General features: G+C 67.8%; 10 protein-coding genes. 7 read left to right on the top strand and 3 right to left on the bottom strand.

The window, feature by feature from the left end; genetic code table 11:
- The first annotated feature begins 119 nt into the window (after positions 1-119).
- The 7 genes from RDCOP1_RS13685 to RDCOP1_RS13715 all read left to right on the top strand — a co-directional run bounded on the left by RDCOP1_RS13685 (position 120) and on the right by RDCOP1_RS13715 (position 13,955).
- Positions 120-1,130 (top strand): alpha/beta hydrolase, encoded by a 1,011-nt coding sequence (locus RDCOP1_RS13685; RefSeq protein WP_072701345.1) that lies wholly within the window; start codon positions 120-122, stop codon positions 1,128-1,130.
- Between the two features lie 216 nt (positions 1,131-1,346).
- Positions 1,347-3,275, top strand: coding sequence for an alpha/beta hydrolase-fold protein (locus RDCOP1_RS13690; RefSeq protein ID WP_072701347.1), 1,929 nt, complete (start codon positions 1,347-1,349; stop codon positions 3,273-3,275).
- A gap of 130 nt (positions 3,276-3,405) precedes the next feature.
- Positions 3,406-3,951: a DUF732 domain-containing protein gene (locus RDCOP1_RS13695; RefSeq protein WP_072701349.1), complete on the top strand. Its 546-nt coding sequence runs from the start codon at positions 3,406-3,408 to the stop codon at positions 3,949-3,951.
- Between the two features lie 14 nt (positions 3,952-3,965).
- Positions 3,966-4,928, top strand: coding sequence for a cutinase family protein (locus RDCOP1_RS13700; RefSeq protein ID WP_072701351.1), 963 nt, complete (start codon positions 3,966-3,968; stop codon positions 4,926-4,928).
- 560 nt (positions 4,929-5,488) lie between these two features.
- Positions 5,489-7,378, top strand: coding sequence for a long-chain-fatty-acid--AMP ligase FadD32 (fadD32, locus tag RDCOP1_RS13705; RefSeq protein ID WP_072701353.1), 1,890 nt, complete (start codon positions 5,489-5,491; stop codon positions 7,376-7,378).
- 51 nt (positions 7,379-7,429) lie between these two features.
- Positions 7,430-12,403, top strand: coding sequence for a polyketide synthase Pks13 (pks13, locus tag RDCOP1_RS13710; protein WP_072701524.1), 4,974 nt, complete (start codon positions 7,430-7,432; stop codon positions 12,401-12,403).
- 7 nt (positions 12,404-12,410) lie between these two features.
- Complete coding sequence (locus RDCOP1_RS13715; RefSeq protein WP_072701355.1) at positions 12,411-13,955, top strand: acyl-CoA carboxylase subunit beta; 1,545 nt, start codon at positions 12,411-12,413, stop codon at positions 13,953-13,955.
- Positions 13,956-14,031: 76 nt separating this feature from the next.
- Here RDCOP1_RS13715 and RDCOP1_RS13720 read toward each other — a convergent pair whose 3' ends face one another.
- The 3 genes from RDCOP1_RS13720 to RDCOP1_RS13730 form a co-directional block, all read right to left on the bottom strand.
- Positions 14,032-14,673: a TetR/AcrR family transcriptional regulator gene (locus RDCOP1_RS13720; protein ID WP_072701357.1), complete on the bottom strand. Its 642-nt coding sequence runs from the start codon at positions 14,671-14,673 to the stop codon at positions 14,032-14,034.
- Positions 14,674-14,743: 70 nt separating this feature from the next.
- The gene (locus tag RDCOP1_RS13725; protein WP_072701359.1) at positions 14,744-18,052 is read right to left on the bottom strand and encodes an arabinosyltransferase domain-containing protein; all 3,309 of its coding nucleotides are present in this window, start codon (positions 18,050-18,052) and stop codon (positions 14,744-14,746) included.
- A gap of 44 nt (positions 18,053-18,096) precedes the next feature.
- The gene (locus RDCOP1_RS13730; protein WP_072701361.1) at positions 18,097-21,381 is read right to left on the bottom strand and encodes an arabinosyltransferase domain-containing protein; all 3,285 of its coding nucleotides are present in this window, start codon (positions 21,379-21,381) and stop codon (positions 18,097-18,099) included.
- Positions 21,382-21,460: the final 79 nt, after the last annotated feature.

A 21,460-nucleotide genomic window follows, 5' to 3' on the forward strand; every position in this document is an offset into this window, starting at 1 on the left:
GTCCTTTACAGTCTTGACCGCAGTGTGACTTGTGGCGACCGCCCGCGGTCGTCGAACGCCGGGTATTCACGGGGGACGCGAAACGCGGACGCCGCTGATCGAGAAAGTGAGCATTGTTCATGCGTTTTGTCCCCAGGTTGTCGCAGGGCCTTCGTAGGCGCCTGCTCGGCACCGCCGCCGTGGCGCTGGTATTGCCCGTTGCCGCCGGTGTTGCCGGAACCTCCGCGGCTGTCGCCGCACCGGCCCAGAGCGCCCCGGTCTCGCACCGTGCGCCGGCCGGAGGATTCGAAGAGGTCTTCGTCGATTCCGACATGGGCCCGATCAAGGTCCAGATCCAGTGGGCCGCCCGTGGCGGTGACGCAGCGCTCTACATGCTCGACGGACTGCGCGCCCGCGACGACGCCAACGCGTGGACGTTCGAGACGAATGCTCTCCAGCAGTTCTCCAACGACAACGTCAGCTTGGTCATGCCGGTCGGCGGCCAGGCGAGCTTCTACACCGACTGGTACTCGCCCAGCAATCTCAACAGCCAGGACATCACCTACAAGTGGGAGACGTTCCTGACCCAGCAGCTGCCCGACTACCTCGCCACCCGTGGCGTCTCGCGCAGCAACAACGGCATCCTCGGCCTCTCGATGGGTGGCTCCGCCGCTCTGACGCTGGCTGCTTACCACCGCGACCAGTTCAAGTTCGCGTCGTCGCTGTCGGGCTACCTGAACCTGTCGGCTCCGGGTATGCGTGAGGCCATCCGCGTCGCGATGCTCGATGCCGGACGCTTCAACGTCGACGCCATGTGGGGCCCGCCGTGGAGCCCGTCGTGGCTGCGCAACGACCCGTTCGTGTTCGCCCCCAAGCTCGAGGGCCTGTCCCTCTACATCTCGGCGGCGAGCGGCCTGCCCGGCCAGCACGACAACCCGGAAGGCTTCGCCGGCTTCTACAACACGGCCAACGCCATGGGCCTCGAGGCACTCTCGCTGGTCCAGACCCGCGCCTTCCAGGTCAAGCTGGCAACCCTCGGTATCCCCGCTACCTTCGAGTTCCCGTCGCGCGGAACCCACGCGTGGAAGTACTGGGAAGACGAGCTGTGGAAGGCTCGCCCGCAGATCCTCGAGGCGCTCAACGCCTTCTGATCTCCCGGTAGCTATCCGGTAGCACTGCTTCGCACAACGCCGCCCATCACCGAAAGGTGATGGGCGGCGCTGCGCTTTCTGCCACAATCTTCTCATCAGTCACAGCGCGGCACCCCCGCGATCAACTCGTTTACGTGTACAAACAAGATTCGGGACGGGGGTCATCCGGCACAGCGAGCGCCCGCGCGGGCGCCCCGGCAACGCAGGAAGCGAGCGATGCAGATGCGAACCGAGCTTGGCGGTCACCGGAGAAGATCGGGCGGCAGCGCGCGTCCCGAAAGTGGCGGAAGACGATCCGTGGGATTCGCGAAGCGGCGCGCACTCGGTTTGCTCGCCGCCGCGCTCGTGGCACCGCTGGCCGCCGGGGCCACCACCGTCTCGGTCGCATCCGCGGAACCGCTCGCGGCACAAGCCGACCCCGTCGGCCAGAACGCATCCGGTGCGACGGTGCGCGCGGTGGACTGGCTCACGGATCGCCGTGTCGCGCTCTGGATCGACTCCCCGTCGATGGGTACGCCCATCCAGGTGCAGATGCTCCTCGCCCGCGACTGGAACATCGCGCCCGAGAAGCGATTCCCCTCGGTCTTCATGCTCGACGGCATGCGCGCCCGCGACGATCAGAGCGGCTGGACCCTCGAGACCGATGCCGAGGCTTTCTTCGCCGACAAGAACGTCAACGTCGTCCTTCCGGTCGGTGGGCAGTCCAGTTTCTACTCCGACTGGGTGGACCAGAACAACGGCCAGAACTACAAGTGGGAGACGTTCCTGACCAAGGAACTCCCGCCGATTCTCGAGAAGGACTGGCGTAGCACCGACAAGCGCGGTGTCGTGGGCCTGTCCATGGGTGGAACGGCGGCGATGTTCCTGCCGGCGCGCAATCCCGGATTCGCGCAGTTCGCGGCGTCGCTCTCGGGCATTCTCACCACCACGACGCTCGGCATGCCCGAGGCGATCCACTATGCGATGCAGGACGCGGGCGGATTCGACTCCGAGGCGATGTGGGGTGAGCCCGGCGGCGAGGGCTGGAAAGCCCACGATCCGTATCTTCTCGCCGACAAACTGCGAGGCGTGAGCCTGTACGTGTCGAGCGGAAGCGGTAGTGCCGGTCCGTACGACGACCCGTCGAGCGTTCCCGGCGTCAGCACCAATTACGCAGGCATGGGCCTCGAGATCTTGTCGCGCCTGACGTCCCAGTCGTTCGCGACCAAGCTGAAGAAGATCGGCATCCCGGCGCAGATCGTGTACCGGCCGTCGGGCACTCATACGTGGAAGTACTGGGAGTTCGAGCTGCACCAGTTGTGGCCGCAGCTTGCGAACACACTCGGTGTCGAGGTGGAGAAGCCGGCATGTGCGCCCGCCGGAGCCATCGCAGACGTTGCCGGTGCCGGCCCGTGGCTGGGCGACTGCCTCACCGCGGAATACCCGGTCGCCGGTGGCACCGTGCAGGACTTCAGGTTCGGGCGCGTCTTCTCGTCCGACGGAGTGACCGTCCCGGTCGCGGGCGCGATCGGCGGCGTCTACCAGGGCAACGGCGGACCGGCGGGGGTGCTCGGTTACCCGACCACCGAGGAACGCGGCACCGCGGACGGCCGCAGCCGGTTCAACCACTTCCGCAACGGTGCGATCTACTGGACCCCCGAACACGGTGCGCACCCGGTGCGCGGCGCCATTTTCGAGGAGTGGAAGCGGCAGGGCTGGGAGAGCGGTCCCCTCGGGTACCCCGTGCTCGACGAGGCGAGAACCCCCGACGGCCGAGGTGTCGTGCAGGGCTTCGAGATCGGTGCGATGTACTGGTCGGAGCAGACCGGCGCACACGCGGTGCTGGGCATGATCATGGACCGGTACAGCCGCCTCGGTTACGAGGGTGGAGTGCTCGGTTACCCGACCTCGAGCGAACAGGTCGCCAAGGACAACGGCCGTGTCGGCAACTTCCAGAACGGGCGCATCTACTGGAGCGAGCCCACCGGCGCCTGGCCGGTGCGAGGCAAGGTGCTCGAGGCGTGGGACGCGGAGGGCGCCGAGAACGGCCGGTTCGGGTACCCGGTCGGCGAGGAGTTCCCGGCCGAGAGCGGACGTGGCATCCAGCAGAATTTCCAGAACGGTTTCGTCACCGTCGACGGCGGCGAGGTCACGCTGACCCCGTAGCGAATCGCAGACTGCTGCCGCACGCGCGGCCGGCGGGGCCAGGCGCTCCGTACGGCCGCGCGTGCGCTATGTAGCCTGGGTCGCACCCTGTTCCAGTTCTGCTCGATACCGGATGTGAGGACACCACCCCATGCCTGCACGGACCCGCTCGCGCTCCACCCGCGTCTTCGGCGCACTCGCCGCGGCAATGGCCGCCACCGCAGTTCTGTCCGCCTGCGGAAGCGACGACTCCACCGCAACGAGCACACCGGCCACGACGACGAGCGTGACGACGTCCACCAGCACGACGTCCGCGGCCGACGACACGGATGCGACCACCTCGGACGAGACCACGGCAAGCTCCAGCGCAGCCGACGGTGAGCAGTCCGCGCCTCCGGCCGCCGCAGAACCTGCCCCCGGTGGCGGAGCGGCCGCTCCGAACGCGAAGGGCGAGGAATTCCTCGCCGCGCTGCGCGCCGAGGGCGTCGAGCCCTCCGACGATGCCGGGGCGATCAGCATCGCCGACTACATCTGCAGCGCCCAGACGCAGGGCGGATCCCCGTCCGAGGTCAAGACCTTCGTCACTGCGCTGGTCGGCAGCGAGTCGGTAACCTCCGGCGGGGACATCACCGAGGAGCAGGCCGCGGCAACGGCGGACACCTACATCGCCGTCGCGGGCGACACGTACTGCAGCTAGGAAGGGTCGGCACGATGGTCAGGACGAAGCAGCGTCGTAGTGGACGCAGAATCGTGGTCCTGGGGGCACTGCTCCTCCTGGCCGTCGTGCTGGTGCTCTGGTACCTGCTTGCCGGGCGCCTGGACCTGCCCGGTCCGACTCCCACGCCTCCGGGTACCGACGAGACGCAGTCGCAACCGGCCTCGTGCCCGGATGTGCAGGTCGTGGCTGTGCCGGGAACGTGGGAATCCGCCATCGGCGACGATCCCTACAATCCGGCCGCCAATCCGATGTCGCTGATGCTGAACGTGACGCGTCCGCTCCAGGAACAGTTCGATCCCCAGCGCGCGGACGTCTACACCGTCCCGTACGTCGCCCAGTTCTCGAACCCGATCGCCATCCCGCCGGACGGTCAGCAGTCCTACAACAACAGTCGCGGTGCCGGCACGGCTGCGACCACGGAGATCCTGGCGCAGCGCTTCGCCGAATGCCCGCTGACGAACTATGTGCTCACAGGCTTTTCGCAGGGCGCGGTCATCGTGGGTGATATCGCTTCGCAGATCGGTGCAGGCAACGGCCCAGTTCCCGCCGATCGCGTTCTGGGGGTCGCGTTGATCGCTGACGGCCGTCGCGACGGTGCGTCGGGAACGGACATCGGACAGCCCGTCGCAGGAGTGGGCGCGGAATTGTCGCTCGACGGACTGCGGCTGCCGGGCATCACGATGACGGGCGCACGAGCAGGCGGGTTCGGTTCGCTCGACGACCGCACGATCCAGATCTGCGCGCCGACAGACAGCATCTGCGATGCTCCGCCGAATGCGTTCAATCCGTCCAACTGGGCGACTGCCGCTCCCCGGATTCTCGAGTACGTCAACAATCCGATCCACGCGCAGTACAACACGTATGTGGTCGACGAGAACGGCACCACCGCGACGCAGTGGATCACGTCGTGGGCGACCGAGTTGATCGAGGAAGCACCCCACCCCGCCGAGGAGTAAGACGACTCGAGAGTTACTCACCGGTAGTGTCGGTCGTCACCACCGGGTTCGGTCGCCCGCCCATCGGCCTCTAGACTCATCCCGCCCGGCACGCCCGGCCGGCCCGAGTTCGCGGTGATCGACGACCGCCACATGAGAAGAGGTTCGATGGGAGCCAGCGACGGAGCGGCAGCAGCCCGCCCCGCGACGGGTCGTTCCCGCACCGGCAACCTCGGCTCAGCGGGCAGGCCGCGTGTGTGCGAATCGCACCGGCGCCCGAACGCGACATGGGAACATGGCGTCCACCGACCGCCGAATGTGCGCGGTGGGCCGACGATGTCGTATGTTGGTGACTTCCCCGACAAGGCGGAAGCACTGGTCGCGTCGATTTCGGTATTCGCGGGGTGGGCGAGCGATGCCGATCTGTAACATATCCGTGATCTCGGACCGATGAACACGTTCGGTGGGTCGCACGCAGACGCTGTTGTCGATGTTCGGTTCGATGATCTGGCAGCGCAAGGACGAGTTAGGGGCGCAACCATGTCGAGTGGTTGTGGGATCGCTTCGACAGGGAGAAGGAATTGAGCGTCGGGTTCGAAGAGTTCATCGATGAAAACGGCCGCATCACGTTGCCGGAGGGGAACACGCTGCTCGATCACCTCGAGCAGCACGTGGCCTCCAACGGTGACGAGACGGCATACCGCTACATCGACTACTCACGGGAACGGGACGGCGAGGTCCACGAACTGACGTGGAACCAGTTCGGCGTCCGACTCAAGGCCATCGCCGCACGGTTGCAGCAGGTCACCGATCCGGGTGACCGCGTTGCGATCCTCGCACCGCAGGGTCTCGACTACGTGGTGTCCTTCTTCGCTGCGATCTACGCCGGCGTCATCGCCGTACCGCTGTTCGACCCGGACGAGCCCGGCCACACCGACCGCCTGCACGCCGTTCTCGGCGACTGCACCCCGAGCGCCATCCTCACCGCCACCTCGTCGGCCGCAGGTGTCCGGCAGTTCTTCCGCCCGCTTCCGGCCGCGCAGCGCCCCCGCGTGATCGCCGTCGACGCCATCCCGGACACGCTGGCCGACTCGTGGACCCGCCCCGACGTCTCCACCGACGACATCGCCTACCTGCAGTACACGTCCGGTTCGACCCGTGTTCCCGCCGGTGTCGAGATCACCCACCGTTCGGTGCTGACCAACGTCATCCAGATGGCCGACTCGATCGAGCTCAACGAGACCTCCCGAGGCGTGACCTGGCTGCCGCTGTTCCACGACATGGGACTGCTCACGGTGATCCTGCCCGCGATCGGCGGCAAATACATCACGATCATGAGCCCGCGGGCGTTCGTCGCGCGGCCCGGCCGCTGGATCCGTGAACTCGCAGCGGTCTCCGACGGTGCCGGCACGTTCGCCGCCGCGCCCAACTTCGCCTTCGAACACGCCGCCGCCCGCGGCCTGCCGAAGGACGGCGAGACCCTCGATCTGAGCAACGTGATCGGTCTGATCAACGGCAGCGAGCCGGTGACCACGTCGTCGATGCGCAAGTTCAACGAGGCGTTCGCGCCCTACGGCCTGCCCAAGACGGCGATCAAGCCGTCCTACGGGATGGCCGAGGCCACCCTGTTCGTCTCGTCCACCAAGCACAGTGACGAAGCGAAGGTCATCTACGTCGACCGCGACGAACTCAACGCCGGACGCATCGTGCGCGTCGACCGGGACACCGCGAATGCGATCCCCCAGGTCTCGTGCGGGTTCGTGTCGATCAGCCAGTGGGCTGCGATCGTCGACGCCGAAACCGGCGCAGAGGTGCCCGACGAGCACGTCGGCGAGATCTGGCTGCGCGGCGACAACATCGGCATCGGTTACTGGGGTCGCAAGACCGAAACCGACGAGACCTTCCACAACAAGATCACACAGCGGCTTCCCGAGGGCAGCCACGCCGACGGCACACCCGACGACGCGATGTGGCTCCGCACAGGCGACTACGGCGTGTACGTCGACGGTGAGCTCTACATCACCGGTCGCGTCAAGGACCTCGTCATCGTCGACGGCCGCAACCATTATCCTCAGGATCTCGAATACTCGGCCCAGGAGGCCAGCCCCGCGCTGCGCCCCGGATTCGTGGCAGCGTTCGCAGTTCCGGCCAACCAGCTCCCGCAGGTCGTGTTCGAGAACTCGGCGTCGGGTCTGGAGTTCGATGCCGACGATTCGTCCGAACAGCTCGTCGTGGTCGCCGAGCGCGCACCCGGTGCGGGCAAGGTGGATCCGCAGCCGGTCGCCGATGCGGTGCGCGCCGCCATCTCGGCCCGCCACGGCGTGACCGCCCGCGACGTACTGCTCGTTCCCGCGGGGTCGATTCCCCGTACGTCCAGCGGAAAGATCGCACGGCGTGCCTGCAAGGCCGCCTACATCGAGGGAACGCTGCGTGGGGGACACCAGCAGCAGGCGTTCCCCGACAGCGTGTGAAGTGATGTTCTCGTTCCCGGGTAGCGTGGTGGGTTGATGGCTGACATGGAAATGACCGTTGCGGAACTGCGCGACTGGCTGCGGAACTGGATCGCGGACACGACCGGCCAGCCGGTCTCGCAGATCACGGACGACCGTCCGCTCGAAGAGTTCGGGCTGTCGTCCCGCGACGCCGTGGCCCTGAGCGGTGAGATCGAGGAACTCCTCGACGTCACCCTGAACGCGACGATCGCGTACCAGCATCCGACCATCGCGTCGCTGGCCACCCGCATCATCGAGGGGGAGCCGGAACGACCGGAGGACGTGGACGACGCCGCGAGCTATGCGGTGCGGCCCACCGGGATGTCCAAGGACATCGCGATCGTGGGTCTGTCGACGCGTTTCCCGGGCAACATCCGGACCCCCGACGAAATGTGGGACCTGCTCTCTTCCGGCCGCGACGCCATCTGCGATCTGCCCGAGGGCCGCTGGTCGGAGTTCGAGGGCGATCCGGCCGTGCGTGACTCGATCCGCAAGGCCAACACCCGCGGTGGTTACCTCGACGACGTCAAGGGTTTCGACGCCGAGTTCTTCGCGATGTCGCCGCGCGAGGTCGAGATGGTCGACCCGCAGCAGCGTCTCGCGCTCGAACTGACGTGGGAGGCGCTCGAGCACGCGCACATTCCGCCGAGTGACCTCAAGGGTGGTTCGGTCGGAGTCTTCATCGGCAGTTCCGCGAGCGACTACATGCTGCTCGCGTCCGTCGACCCCTCCGTTGCGCACCCGTACGCGCTGACGGGCACGTCGACTGCGGTCATCGCCAACCGCGTCTCCTACTTCTACGATTTCCACGGCCCCTCGGTCACCCTCGACACTGCGTGCTCGTCGTCGCTGGTCGCGGTGCATCAGGCGGTCCGTGCCCTGCGCGGCGGTGAGGCCGACGTCGCACTTGCCGGTGGCGTCAACATGCTCCTCGCACCGGCCGGAACTCTCGGCTTCGACGAACTCGGCGTGATGGCACCCGACGGTCGCATCAAGGCTTTCTCGGCCGACGCCGACGGCATGATCCGTGCCGAGGGCGGCGGTCTCGTCGTGCTCAAGCGCCTCGAGGACGCCGAGCGCGACGGTGACGACATCCTCGCCGTCATCGCCGGTACCGCCGTCAACCAGGACGGCCGTTCCAACGGTCTTGCCGCCCCGAACCCCGAGGCGCAGGTCGACGTGCTGCGCCGGGCGTACCGGGATGCACAGATCCTGCCGTCGGGTGTCGACTACATCGAGGCACACGGCACCGGCACGGTGCTCGGTGATCCGATCGAAGCCGACGCGCTCGGACGGGTCGTCGGCCGCGGCCGCGACGCCGACAAGCCGGTGCTGCTCGGTTCGGCGAAGACCAACTTCGGTCACCTCGAGTCGGCCGCCGGTGCTGCGGGACTGATCAAGGTCGTTCTCGCGATGCAGGAGAACGAGCTTCCTCCCACGCTCAACTACACCGCGCCCAACCCGTACATCCCGTTCGACAAGGCACATCTTCAGGTCATCCCCGAGGGTGCGAAGTGGCCCCGCTACTCGGGCCGGGCCGTCGCCGGTATCTCCGGTTTCGGATTCGGTGGCACCAACGCGCATGTCGTCGTGCGCGAATACACCGGTCCCCAGGGGCAGGAAGCAGCCGAGGCCGAGGTCGAGATCGTTCCCGACGCCGTCCCCGAGGCAGCGGAGGTCCCCTCCGAACCGGCTCGTGAACTGCCGGTCGTGCTCGCGGTGTCCGCTCCGATGCCGTCGCGTCGCCGCCGCGCCGCAGCCGACCTCGCGGACTGGCTCGAGACCGAGAAGGGCAGCACGACGCCGCTCGCCGACGTGGCGCGCACGCTCGCGCGTCGCAACCATGGTCGCTCCCGCGCAGTGGTGGTCGCCGCCGACCGCGCCGAAGCCATCGCCGGTCTTCGCGCCGTCGCTGCGGGCAAGCCGGCTCAGGGAGTGTTCACCGCCGACGCGCCGGCCTCTGCCGGGCCCGTGTGGGTGCTGTCCGGGTTCGGTGCCCAGCACCGGAAGATGGCCAAGCAGCTCTACCTCGAAAACCCGGTCTTCGCCCGCGCCGTCGACGAGGTCGACGAACTGATCGTCGACGAGTCGGGTTACTCCATGACGGAGAAGTTCCTCGACGACAGCCAGGACTACGACGTCGAGACCGCCCAGGTCGGCATCTTCACCATCCAGATCGGCCTCGCTGCGGTCCTGCGCCACCACGGCGCCGAGCCCGCCGCGATCGTCGGGCACTCGATGGGCGAGGCCGCCGGCGCCTACATCTCGGGTGGCCTTTCGCTCGAAGACGCGGTCCGCGTCATCTGCGCCCGCTCGCGCCTAATGGGCGAAGCGGAAGGCCAGCTCGAGGGCGACGACATCCGGCTGATGGCGCTGGTCGAATACAGCGCCGACGAGATCACCGCGGTGCTCTCGGACTTCCCGCACCTCGAGGTGTGCGTGTACGCCGCGCCGACGCACACGGTCATCGGTGGCCCGCAGGACGAGGTCAACACGATCGTCGCCCGGGCCGAGGCCGAAGAGAAGTTCGCCCGGGTCCTCCAGACCAAGGGTGCGAGCCACACCTCGCAGGTCGACCCCATCCTCGGGGAGCTCGCCGCCGAGCTCGCCGGCATCGAGCCGCACAAGCTGAAGGTCGCCGTGTACTCCTCGGTCGACCAGGAGACGCTGTACCGGCCCGGGCACGAGGGCATCCACGGCGTCGACTACTGGACCAAGGGGATGCGCCACAGCGTGTACTTCACGCAGGCGGTGCGCCAGGCACTGTCCGACGGGCACACCACCTTCGTCGAGCTGAACGCGAACCCCGCGACGCTCATGTCCGTCGCGTCCACCGCGTTCGATGCGGGTGTGCAGGACGGCCAGTTCATCCAGACGCTCAAGCGCAAGGAAGACGAGTCGCTCGGCGTACTCCTCGCACTCGCGCAGCTGTACGTGCACGGGCACTCCGTGGACCTCGGGAGCCTGCTCCCGGCGGGCGGTTACGCCGACATCCCGCGGACCGCGTTCCTGCGCAAGCCGTACTGGGTCGAGGCCCGCATCGGTTCGGCGGGCAACAGCCGCGTCCCCGGTGCGCACGTCGCGCTTCCCGACGGCCGGCACGTGTGGGAGGTCCAGGCTTCGGCCGTCACCGACCCCGCCGCTCTGGTCGTGGCGGCAGCCTCGCAGGTGCTCGCGGACGTGACGCTCACCGCGTCGATGCCGCACGCACCGGTTCCGGCAGCAGGCACCGTCACCACCACGCTCACCTGTCATCCCGGTGGCGCGTCGCTCCAGGTACACGCCCTCGGCGACGACGGGTTCACGCTCGTCCACGAGGGTGTCGTCACCTCCGGTGAGGTCTTGTCCGCGCCGGTCGCCGCGCCCGTGGCAGCGGCCCGCCCGGACGAGGACAGCGCCGAGATCGCGGACACTGCCGGCGACAAATGGGATCCGGCCGGCTCGCAGACCCTCGAGGATCGGCTCGCGCTGATCGTCGCGGAGTCGATGGGATACGCCCCGGAAGACCTGCCGGTGGAGATTCCGCTCATCGAGCTGGGCCTGGATTCGCTCATGGCGGTTCGGATCAAGAACCGCGTGGAGTACGAGTTCGACATTCCTCAGCTGCAGATCTCGGCGGTCAAGGACGCCAGCCTGCGCGATGTCGCGAAGTATCTGCGGTACGCGGTGGAGAACCGCGAAGAGGTCGCGGCTCTCGCCGAGCAGCAGGCGGCGGACAAGGCTGCCGAGCGTGCGGCCGAGGCCGCAGAAGACGCGGCCACGGAAGACGCTGCAGCCGACAGCGAGCCTGCGCAGCCCTCGGTGGAGGACACGACCGTCCTCGCCGAAGCCGAGCAGATCCTGGCAGACGCAGCGACTGCCGAGCCGGAGACCGCGCCCACCGCCGCAGCCGACACGGCGACGGTGGAGACGACGGACGACGGTGGCGTCGACGTACCTCCGCGTGACGCCGCGGAACGATTGACGTTCGCGTCGTGGGCGGTCGTCACCGGCCGGTCCGCGAAGAGCATCTTCAACACGCTTCCCGTGCTCGACGACGAGAAGGCCGAGAAGCTGGCCGCCCGTCTGACGGAGCGTTCCGGCGGCGCCATCACCGTCGAGGACGTCCGTGGCGCCGCGACCATCGAGAAACTCGCGGACGTCGTGCGCGGATATCTCGAATCTTCCGACCGCATCGACGGACTCGTGCGTGCGCTGCGGCCGCGCCCCGAAGGTTCGGCTGCGGTGCCGGTCTTCGTGTTCCACCCCGCAGGTGGCTCGACCGTGGCGTACGAACCGCTGCTCAAGCGGCTTCCCGCCGACACGCCGATGTACGGATTCGAGCGCACCGAGGGACCGATCGAGGAACGCGCCAAGGTCTATCTGCCGCTCATCGAGGAGATCCAGGGTGACGGCCCGTACGTGCTGTACGGCTGGTCGCTCGGCGGCGTTCTCGCCTACGCGGTGGCGCGACTGCTCCGCGAGCGTGGCAAGGACGTGCGTGTCGTCGGACTGATCGACACCGTCATGGCGGGCGAGAAGGTCGAGAACACGCCCGACGAAATCAGAAAACGCTGGCAGCGCTACGCGCGGTTCGCGAAGAAGACCTACGGCATCGACGCACCGCTGCCGTTCGACCTTCTGGCGGAGGCCGAGAGCGACGAGGAACAGATCGGTATCCTCATGGGCCTGCTCGAGATGAGCGGTGTCGAGATCCCCGGGGGCATCATCGAACACCAGCGCACCTCGTGGCTCGACAACCGTGCGATCCAGACAGCTGAGCTGGACACCTACGACGGCGATGTCGTTCTCTACATGGCCGACCGCTACCACGACGACGCCATCGATCTCGAGCCGGCGTTCGGCACCCGGCAGCCCGACGGTGGCTGGGGAGACGTCGTCGCGAACTTGGAGATCGTGTCTGTCGGTGGCGATCACCTGCAGATTGTCGACGAGCCGTACATCGCCAAGGTGGGAGCAGACCTGACCCGTAAGCTGGCCGCCATCGAGGCCTCGAGGAGCTGAACGAGTAGTGACCACCACCACGGCAGAAAAGCTGGCCGAGCTGCGCCAGAAACTGGAGATCGCACAGGAGCCCGCGGGCGAGATCGCAATCGCCAAGCGCGCGAAGAAGGGCATTCCGAGCGCGCGTGAACGCATCGACATGCTCCTCGACAAGGGAAGCTTCGTCGAGATCGGCGCGCTGATGAAGACGCCCGGACGCGAGGACGCCTTCTACGGCGACGCCGTCGTCGTCGGGCACGGCACCGTCGATGGACGTCCCGTCGCCGTCTTTTCGCACGACCAGACCGTTCTCGGCGGCAGCGTCGGAGAGATGTTCGGCCGCAAGGTTTCCGCAGTCCTCGACTACGCACTGAAGATCGGCTGCCCCGTCGTGGGCATCAACGATTCCGGCGGTGCCCGCGTGCAGGACGCCGTCACCTCGCTCGCGTGGTACGGCGAGATCGGTAAGCGGACCGAGCCGCTGTCCGGCCTGTGCCCGCAGATCTCGGTGATCGTCGGCAAGTGCGCCGGCGGTGCCGTGTACGCGCCGATCAACACCGACGTCGTGGTCGCCACCGAAGAGGCGTACATGTTCGTCACCGGGCCGGACGTCATCAAAGCCGTCACCGGTGAGGACGTCAGCCTCCACGAACTCGGAAGTGCCCGTAAGCAAGCCGAATACGGCAACGTGCACCACGTCGCGCCGGACGAGAAGGCCGCGTTCGACTGGGTGCGCCAGTACCTGAGCTACATGCCGTCGAACGCGCAGGAGAAGCCGCCGGTCGTCAATCCCGGTCTCGAACCGGAGATCACGCCCGACGACCTCGAACTCGATTCGTTCATGCCCGACGCCGACAACTCCGGCTACGACATGCACGACATCCTGCTCAAGATCTTCGACGACGGCGATTTCTTCGAAGTGCGTTCGCAGACGGCGGCGAACATCATCACCGGGTATGCCCGCGTCGACGGCCGTCCGGTGGGCGTCGTCGCCAACCAGCCTCTGTTCCTGTCGGGTGCGCTCGATGCGGCCGCAGCCGACAAAGCAGCGCATTTCGTGCGGGTCTGCGACGCCTACAGCATCCCGCTGGTATTCGTCGTCGACACCCCGGGCTTCCTTCCCGGCGTGGAGCAGGAGAAGATCGGCGTCATCAAGCGAGGCGGCCGGTTCCTGTTCTCGTACGTGGAAGCATCCGTGCCGAAGGTGACTGTCGTGGTGCGCAAGTCGTACGGCGGCGGTTACGCGGTGATGGGTTCCAAGCAACTCGGCGCCGACATCAACTTCGCGTGGCCGACGGCCCGCATCGCGGTGATGGGCGCAGAGTCGGCTGTTGCCGTCATCGGACGCAAGCAGATCGCGGAGGCCGGTGACAACGCTCCCGCCGTCCGCCGGCAGCTCATCAACTTCTACAACGAGCATGTCGCGACGCCGTACATCGCGGCCGAGCGCGGTTACATCGATGCGGTCATCGACCCGGCTTCGACGCGGCTCGAGATCCGGCGTGCGCTGAATCTGCTGCGGGACAAGACGGTGTTCAAGAACCCGCGCAAGCACCACCTGTTGCCGCTCTGATCGAGCGCATCTCGTGACGACGATGCCGTAGCTGCTGCACTTTCCGTGCAGCCGCTACGGCATTCGTGTCTGCCCGCTAGGTCGCGAGCCCGCGCCGCACGTAGCCGACGATGTGCTCGACTTCGGCGTCGGCATCGAACGTGGAGATGTCGCGCCAGAGCAGGTGTTCCATGGACGCGAGCAGCAGGATGGATGTGGCGAGCGAGTCCCGTTCGGGATCGGTCGAGCCGAGTTCGCGGATCGGGCCGGCGAGGACGTCCGCGAGGGCGAACTCGAGGTCTTCGCGAACCTTCGGAGCATGAGACCGCCCGCCACCCGCCGCGACGACATTGCGGGTCGCGGCGCCGATCTCGGGATTCACGGCCTGATTGAGGACCGCTGCGATGCCCGCCCGGAGCGCTTCGTCCGGGGTCTGCGCCGCGCTCATCTTGTGGCGCAGGTAGTTCAGGAGACGTTGGCTGCCCTCCTCGACCACCGCGTCGACGAAGTCGCTCTTGCTGCGGAAGTAGCGGTAGAACGCGTCGTTCGACAACCCTGCGGCGGTGACGATGTCCGCCACGCGTGCAGGGGCACCCTGCGTGATCAGCTCGCGGCCGGCGCGGATCAACCGATCCACGTCGCGACTCGCGGCCTCCTGACGCGGGGTCAGGCTCCGCCTCACCGCTTGGGTCGCTCGGGGCGACAGCGTCGACGCGTCCTGGGAGTTCTCGATGCTCACTCCCGCATTCTAGGTGTACGGAACGCAGTTCCGGACGGCCCCGCGACTTTCGCCGCGAGGCCGGTGGACGCTACTCGTACACGCGCATCGAGGCGGGCTTCCATAGCCCCGAACGGTTCGCCTCGGTGGTCGTGAGGTCCGCAGGGACCGCGTCGGGGTAGCTCGGGACGTACCGCTCCAGCGAACCCCAGTCACGTGCCCAGTCGTTGTTCAGGTACGTGGGGATCTGCTCGGGACGGGCGAGGACTTCGGTGAATCCGAGCGGTCCGCCGTTGTCCGCAGCCTGCCAGGTATCCGTCGACGACACCGCGAGCGGCCGGTCGGGAAGGATCCGGTAGTTCGGCATCTCGGCGACACCCGCCCAGTGGTCGAACGGCCGCTGGCACGGGAACTGCAGGCCCACAGCCCAGTCCAGGAGGATGGGTTGCTCGGATCCGATCACGTTGTCGAGCGTGTCGAGCACAGGCACACGCGGCGGCGTGAAGGCGAGCCACTGGTCGCCGGTGAGGTTGGGATCGTTTGCGACGACCCGCACCGCGTCGGTGTCCTCCGGCAGATCCGCGATCGGCACGCGCAGGTTCCGCCACGACGGTGCCGGACCGATGTCACGCGGCAGGTAGGTGCCCTTCGCCTCGACTGTTCCGTCGGGCAGGCGCGTGCCGTACTCGACGAGCAGCGACTGTCCGTAGTTCAGCGCGCCGGTGTCGTCGTACGACCAGACGCGACCGGCAGCGGAGAGCACGATCAGCGGCGATTCGTCGGCGCGCTCGGGAAGCTGGTACCAGCTCGAGGTCAGGCTCGCCGGTTCCTGGATGCCCTGCTGGTAGCTGCCGAGCACCGGGGTGACGGCCGGATCGAGTCCGAACGGCAGGCGCACGGTGCTGCCGTTGACGGTCTGCGCGCCCCGTCCGCCGGTGGTGCCGCCGCCGGAACCGGTTTCGAACGTCGGGCCGACGCTCTGGTTGTCGGTGTTGCCCTGTCCGGGCTTGACCTCGACATAGTCGGCGGTCAGGTCGGACGGCACGCCGTCGGGGCTGAAACCGCGCGGCGAGGACCCGGCGAGCGGATCGCCACCGGCGGGCGGGGCGGCGGGGTCCGAGATCGGTTCTAGCCGACCCTGATTCGGATCCATCTCGACGAGCACGTCGCCGGCGAGGCCGCAGGTGTCGCCGGTGAGCGCACCGATGTTGGAGCGTGCGAGCGAGTAGGCCGGGTACTGGGCCACCGCGCCCTTGAGCAGCGAAAGCACCTCGAACAGCACCATCACCGCGGCGACGACGGTCAGCGGCGCGGCCGCGAACATCCGGATACGGCGGCCCTTGCGCGTCGTCGGTTTCTCGGGCGGTGCCGCATAACCTTCGCGCAGGTACTGCCACGCGACGAGGACGAGGGCCGCGCCGAACAGGATCAGGAACACCGAACTCGACTGTGTGCCCTGGAACGAGACGGTCTTGTCGAACCACGGCACGCCGTAACTCGACACGTACCACCAGCCGTTGATGCCGGCGAACGACACCGCGAGAACGAAGAGCAGACCCGCGAGGAAGATCGTGCGGTTCCGTCGCGAGCGTAGGGCGCTCGCGGAGACGAGCACGGCCGTCAGCGCGGCGAGCGAGCCGGCGATGCCTGCGTACGCCCCGAAGTGGTGCGTCCACTTCGTGGGGTTGAACATCATGAAGAACACGGTTCCGAAGACGATGCCCAGCAGACGCCACGACGGGCTCATCGCGACGCCGGGGATCTTCCGTCGGCGCAGCAGCACAAGCAACGTCGTGAACAGGCACAGCAGCATCACGAGGAACGCGAAGCGGCGGGCAAGCGAACCGTCGACGGTCTGCACCATCAGGTAGTAGTAGCGGAGGAAGTCGTTCCACCACTCTTCGTTCGGTCCGATGATGGTGCGCACGCGGGTGGCCTCGAGGACCGCTGCGAGGGTCTGGTCCGAGAACACCACGACCAGGACCAGTACTCCCGCCGCGCCGATGGGAGCGAGCAGTGGCAGCGTGCCGACTTCGCGGTGGCGGCGGACGACGATGCGCGTCATGGGCCGGAGACCGGCGATCAGCGCGGCGATACACATCAGTCCGGTCGGCGCGGCCGCCAAGGTGAACGCGCCGATGATCACGGCCGTCGCCGCGGGTAGCAACCGGCCGGTGGCGATCGCACGCTCGATCGAGCACCACGTGAGCAGTGCGCCGACGGCAACGATCGGCTCGGGGCGCAGGCCGTTGTTGTAGGGGAGCCAGAACGCGAGGAACACCAGGCCGCCTGTCCACAGCGCGATCCGGTTCTCGCGGACCGCGCGTCCGAGGCGGGGCACCACCTCGCGGCTGATGACCATCCAGCACACGATGCCGGCGAGCAGCGCGGGCAGTCGCATCCACGGGCTCGCGGTGGAGATCTTGGCGAACGCGGCCAGGACGTCGTAGTACCAGCCGAACGGAGCTTCGGGGACGCCGAACCACCGGAAGTAGTTGGCCATGTATCCGGAGTGCTCCGACGCCCGGGCCATCGTCAGGAGGTAGCCGTCGTCGGAGGTGTTCGCGCCGAAGAAATGCCAGCCGACGAGGGTGACGATCACGACGATGTCGACGCCGCTGAACTTCCACCAGCGGGCGGGCAGGAAGCGTCGGTGCCCGCGCCCGTCGGTGCCGTCCAGCTTCGCCAGTGCGGCGAGTGCGAGCGCCGTGGACAGAACCGCGAGGATCATCGCGAGCGACTTGACGAGGGTGGGTGACGACGTGAAGCGCGAGTCCACGTCCACGTTCACCTCGAGCCCCGGCACCGCGGTGGTCAGGTCGCTGAATACGCCCACGACGAGCGGCCGGAGGTCGCCGCCGAGTTCGCCGGCGCGCGGGAGGCCGTTCTCGTCGGAGAGTCCGACGAATTCGGCGGTGGTGCGGTCGGCGTCCGAGTAGATGCGGAGTTCGGTGCACGCACTGGACTCGACGTCGGCACGCGGTGCCGTCGCGACCACGACGTTGCGGTCGAGTACGTCGACGTTCTCTTCACCGACCCGCACGAACATCGCGTTGAGCGCGGCATCCTGCCCGTTCGCGGGTGCGGTGGCCAGCAACATGCCGCCCGAGTCGGGGAGTTCACCGACGGCCGCACACGGGATCGTCGCCTCGAGCCGGAGCGGGACCTGCGACATCAGCGGCAGTTCGATATCGGTGACAGAGCCGTTCTGCGGCCAGGTGGCCGTCGCTTCGGTGACGCGCACCGGCAGGAACGGCGTCGCTACGGCGAGGACGATACCGAGTAGTCCGGCGACAGCGGCGACGAGTCGCGCGGTCCGGTACTGCGAACGAAGATCCTCGCCGACGGACCGAAGCGGGGTCGCGCTGGGAGCGGGGGCGGTCGTCACGTCGTCGGGCACGGGTTCCGATGGTATCGGCAGCCGACGTGTGACGGCACACGCCCTCATTCCAGCAGGACAGGCACCCCGTCACGGACGCGCCCCGGACTCCACAACCCGGACCGCGTGACCTCGGCGGTTTCGACGGTCGCACCGGTCGCGGGAGCGATCGGCCGATACCGCTCGAGCGAACCCCAGTCGCGGTCCCAGTCGTGGTTCAGATAGGTCGGCACGGTCTCGGCGGTCAGCAGCAGCGGTATCCAGCCGAGAGGGCCACCACCGATGTCGTCCTGCCAGCCGTTCGTCGCATCCGCGCCCACCCGGTCGGGCAGGATACGGAACTCGGGGACCTCGGCGATGCCGTTGCGATGACCGAACGGACGCTGGCAGGGGAAGGCTAGGCCCACCGACCAGTCGAGCAGTACCGGGGCCTGCGACCCGACGACCTCGTTCAGTGTCTCGAGCCGCGGCAGACGAGGAGGCGTGACGGCGACCCACTGGTCCGGCGCCAGGTTGCCGTCGTCGATGACGATGCGGACGGCATCCGCGTCGGCGGGGACCGCGTCCATGGGCACCCGCAGGTTTCGCCAGGACGGCGAGGGGCCGATGTCGATGGGGGAGATCCGGCCCACCGGCGCCACCTCACTGCCCGACGTGACACCGAACTCGAGCTGGACATCCTGTCCAGGGGTGATCACGCCGTCCGGGTCTACGTAGTGCACGCGGCCCGCGGCGGTGACGACGAGCAGCGGGGTGTCGCCGGTGCGTTCGGGAAGCGCGTACCAGCCGGACTCGAGTTCGGCGGCCTGCTGCACGCCGGTCCGGTAACTGCCCAGAATCGGGGTGGTGGCCGGGTCGAGTCCGAACGGAAGGCGCACGGTACTGCCGTTGACCCCTTCGTTGCCGCTCCGGCCACCGCCGGTGCCCGCCCCCGTCGAGGTGGTGGTGCCGCCCTCCTCGGAGTCGACGGTGTTCGCTCCACCCGTCGTGGACGTCTCGGCGTCGGCGGTGAGGTCGAACGCGACGCCGTCGGGTGTGAACCCCGTCGACGTTCCGCCGCCGAGCGCATCGGCGACCGAACCCTCGAGCGGCGAAAGCATCGTCGCGTTCGGATCGGTTTCGACGAGGACCTCGTTTGCCAGGCCACAGCTGTCGCCGCGGAGAGCAGCGGTGTTGGACTTCGCGATCGAATACGCCGGGTACTGCGCGACCGCTCCCTTGAGCAACGACATGATCTCGAACAGCACCACGGCGGCTGCCACAAGAGTGAGCGGCGCCGACGCGAGTGCCTTCATCCGGCCGTTGCGCTCGGGCCGGGGCGGGACGAACGGTTCGCGCAGGTGGAACCACGCGGCCACGAGCAGTGCGACCACGGTCAGGCCCAGCAACGCGGTCGAGAAGGCGTACCCGGAGATCGACGGCGGTTTGTCCCACCAGGGAACTCCGAAGCTCGAGACGTACCACCAGCCGTTCGGGCCGGTGAACGCCATCGCGAGCACGAACAGCACTCCCGCGGTGAACAGAGCACGGTTGCGCGGCGAACGGATACCGACGGCGCCGACCCCGACGGCCGCCAGCGCGGCGATCGACCCGGCGAGTCCGGCGTAGACGCCGAAGTGGTGGGTCCACTTGGTGGGCGTGAGCATCATGAGCAGCAGCGACGCGAAGACGATGCCGAGGATGCGGCGCGAGGGACCGATGGCGGTACCTGGGATGCGGCCCTTGCGGAGAATCAGCATGACGCACACGACCAGGCACAGCAGCATCACGAAGACACCGAACCGGCGGGCGACCGAACCGTCCGGCGACACGGTCAGCAGAGCGTCCCAGCGCAGCCGTTCGTCGAACCACGGCACGTTCGGACCGACCGCGGACCGCACCCGGGTCGCCTCGAGCACCGACGCGAGAGTCTGATCGGCGAACACCGCGATGAGAACCACCGTGCCCGACGCGAGGATCGGTGCGAGCGGTGCCCACCCCACGAGGTGGCGTCGTGACGCCAGTGCTTTCACGAGGGGACGGGCGCCGGCGATGAGCGCGGCGACGCAGATGACCCCGGTGGGCCCGGCCGCGAGGGAGAAGGCCGCGATGAGAACGGCGATCGCGGCGGGAAGCATGCGGCCGGTCGCAACGGCGCGTTCGATGGAGCACCACGTCAGCAGCGCGCCGACCGCGATGATCGGTTCTGGACGCAGGCCGTTGTTGTAGGGGAGCCAGAACGCGAGGAACACCAGTCCCGCCGTCCACAACGCAACCTTGCTGTGCCGGACGGCATTGCCCAGTCGCGGGATGACCTCACGGCTGATGACCATCCAGCACAGGATCGCCGCGACGAGGGTGGGCAGGCGCATCCACACACTGGCCGTCGACACCTGCGAGAAGAGGACGAGTACGTCGTAGAACCACCCGAAGGGTGCCTCGGGGACACCGAACCACCGGAAGTAGTTGGCCATGTACCCGGCGTCGCCCGACACGCGGGCCATGTTGAGGATGTAGCCGTCGTCCGAGGTGTTGGCGCCGATGACGTGCCACACCAGCAGCGTTCCCACGACTACGCCGTCGGCGACGGTGAATCGCCACCAGTGCGCCGGGAAGAACCGGCGGGCGCGCCGCCGATCGACGCTGTCGAGGCGGTGCAACGCGACCAGCGACACCACCGTCGACAGGGCACACAGGATCATCGCGGCGAGTTTGAGCAGCGTGGGTGTCGATGTGAATCGAGTGTCGATCTCGGCGCGTAACGACAACCGCTCAGCGGCCTCACCCGAGGTGAGGGCCTCGGACGATCCGTTCAGGTCGCTGAACACGCCGACCATCTGCGGGCGGAGATCGCCCGTCACTTCCACGGTCACGGCCGGGTCCGCGCCGACGATCGACGCGGCGGTCAATTCCGAGTTCGACGCGACAGTGACCGCAGTGCACGCCGCGTCGAGAGGAGTCGATACCAGCACTTGGTTCCGCAACACGGCCTCGATCGCGCCGGGGTTACCGTCCGTGCCCGGGACGGCCCTGATGACGAGCGCGGTGTCGGTCGCGTCGGGCGCGTTCGGGGGGACGGTGGACATGAGGGTGCCACCCTCCGGTCCGAGGAGACCCGCCGCGGAACACGGAACGCTCACCCGCAGCGAAAGCGGCGTGTACGAGACGAGCGGCGCCTCGATGTTCTCGAGCGAGTCGTTCTGCGGCCACTCGAGGCTCGTCGTCTCCTGCCGGACCGGGAGGAACGGGAGGCTCACTGCCAGCACGAAAGCGAGCAGACCCGTCACGATGGCGACTACTCGCGCCGTGCGGATTCCCGACGTCGGATCGGGCGAAGATCTGTTTTCGGGCGCTCGGGTTTCGACTGGCACAAGGCTCGATGCTAGGCGAGAGGCATCAGGAGCCCGCTGCAACACTGCTCGAGCATTCCGGCGTGGCGCGTTCTTCCGA

The organism is Rhodococcus coprophilus NBRC 100603 (assembly GCF_001895045.1).
GTDB classification, from domain to species: Bacteria; Actinomycetota; Actinomycetes; order Mycobacteriales; family Mycobacteriaceae; genus Rhodococcus; species Rhodococcus coprophilus.

Bases quoted from the DNA above. Each gene is read 5' to 3' on its own strand.
- RDCOP1_RS13690 (WP_072701347.1), top strand. From the start codon at position 1,347: ATGCAGATGCGAACCGAGCTTGGCGGTCACCGGAGAAGATCGGGCGGC.
- RDCOP1_RS13700 (WP_072701351.1), top strand. From the start codon at position 3,966: ATGGTCAGGACGAAGCAGCGTCGTAGTGGACGCAGAATCGTGGTCCTG.
- RDCOP1_RS13695 (WP_072701349.1), top strand. From the start codon at position 3,406: ATGCCTGCACGGACCCGCTCGCGCTCCACCCGCGTCTTCGGCGCACTC.
- pks13 (WP_072701524.1), top strand. From the start codon at position 7,430: ATGACCGTTGCGGAACTGCGCGACTGGCTGCGGAACTGGATCGCGGAC.
- RDCOP1_RS13685 (WP_072701345.1), top strand. From the start codon at position 120: ATGCGTTTTGTCCCCAGGTTGTCGCAGGGCCTTCGTAGGCGCCTGCTC.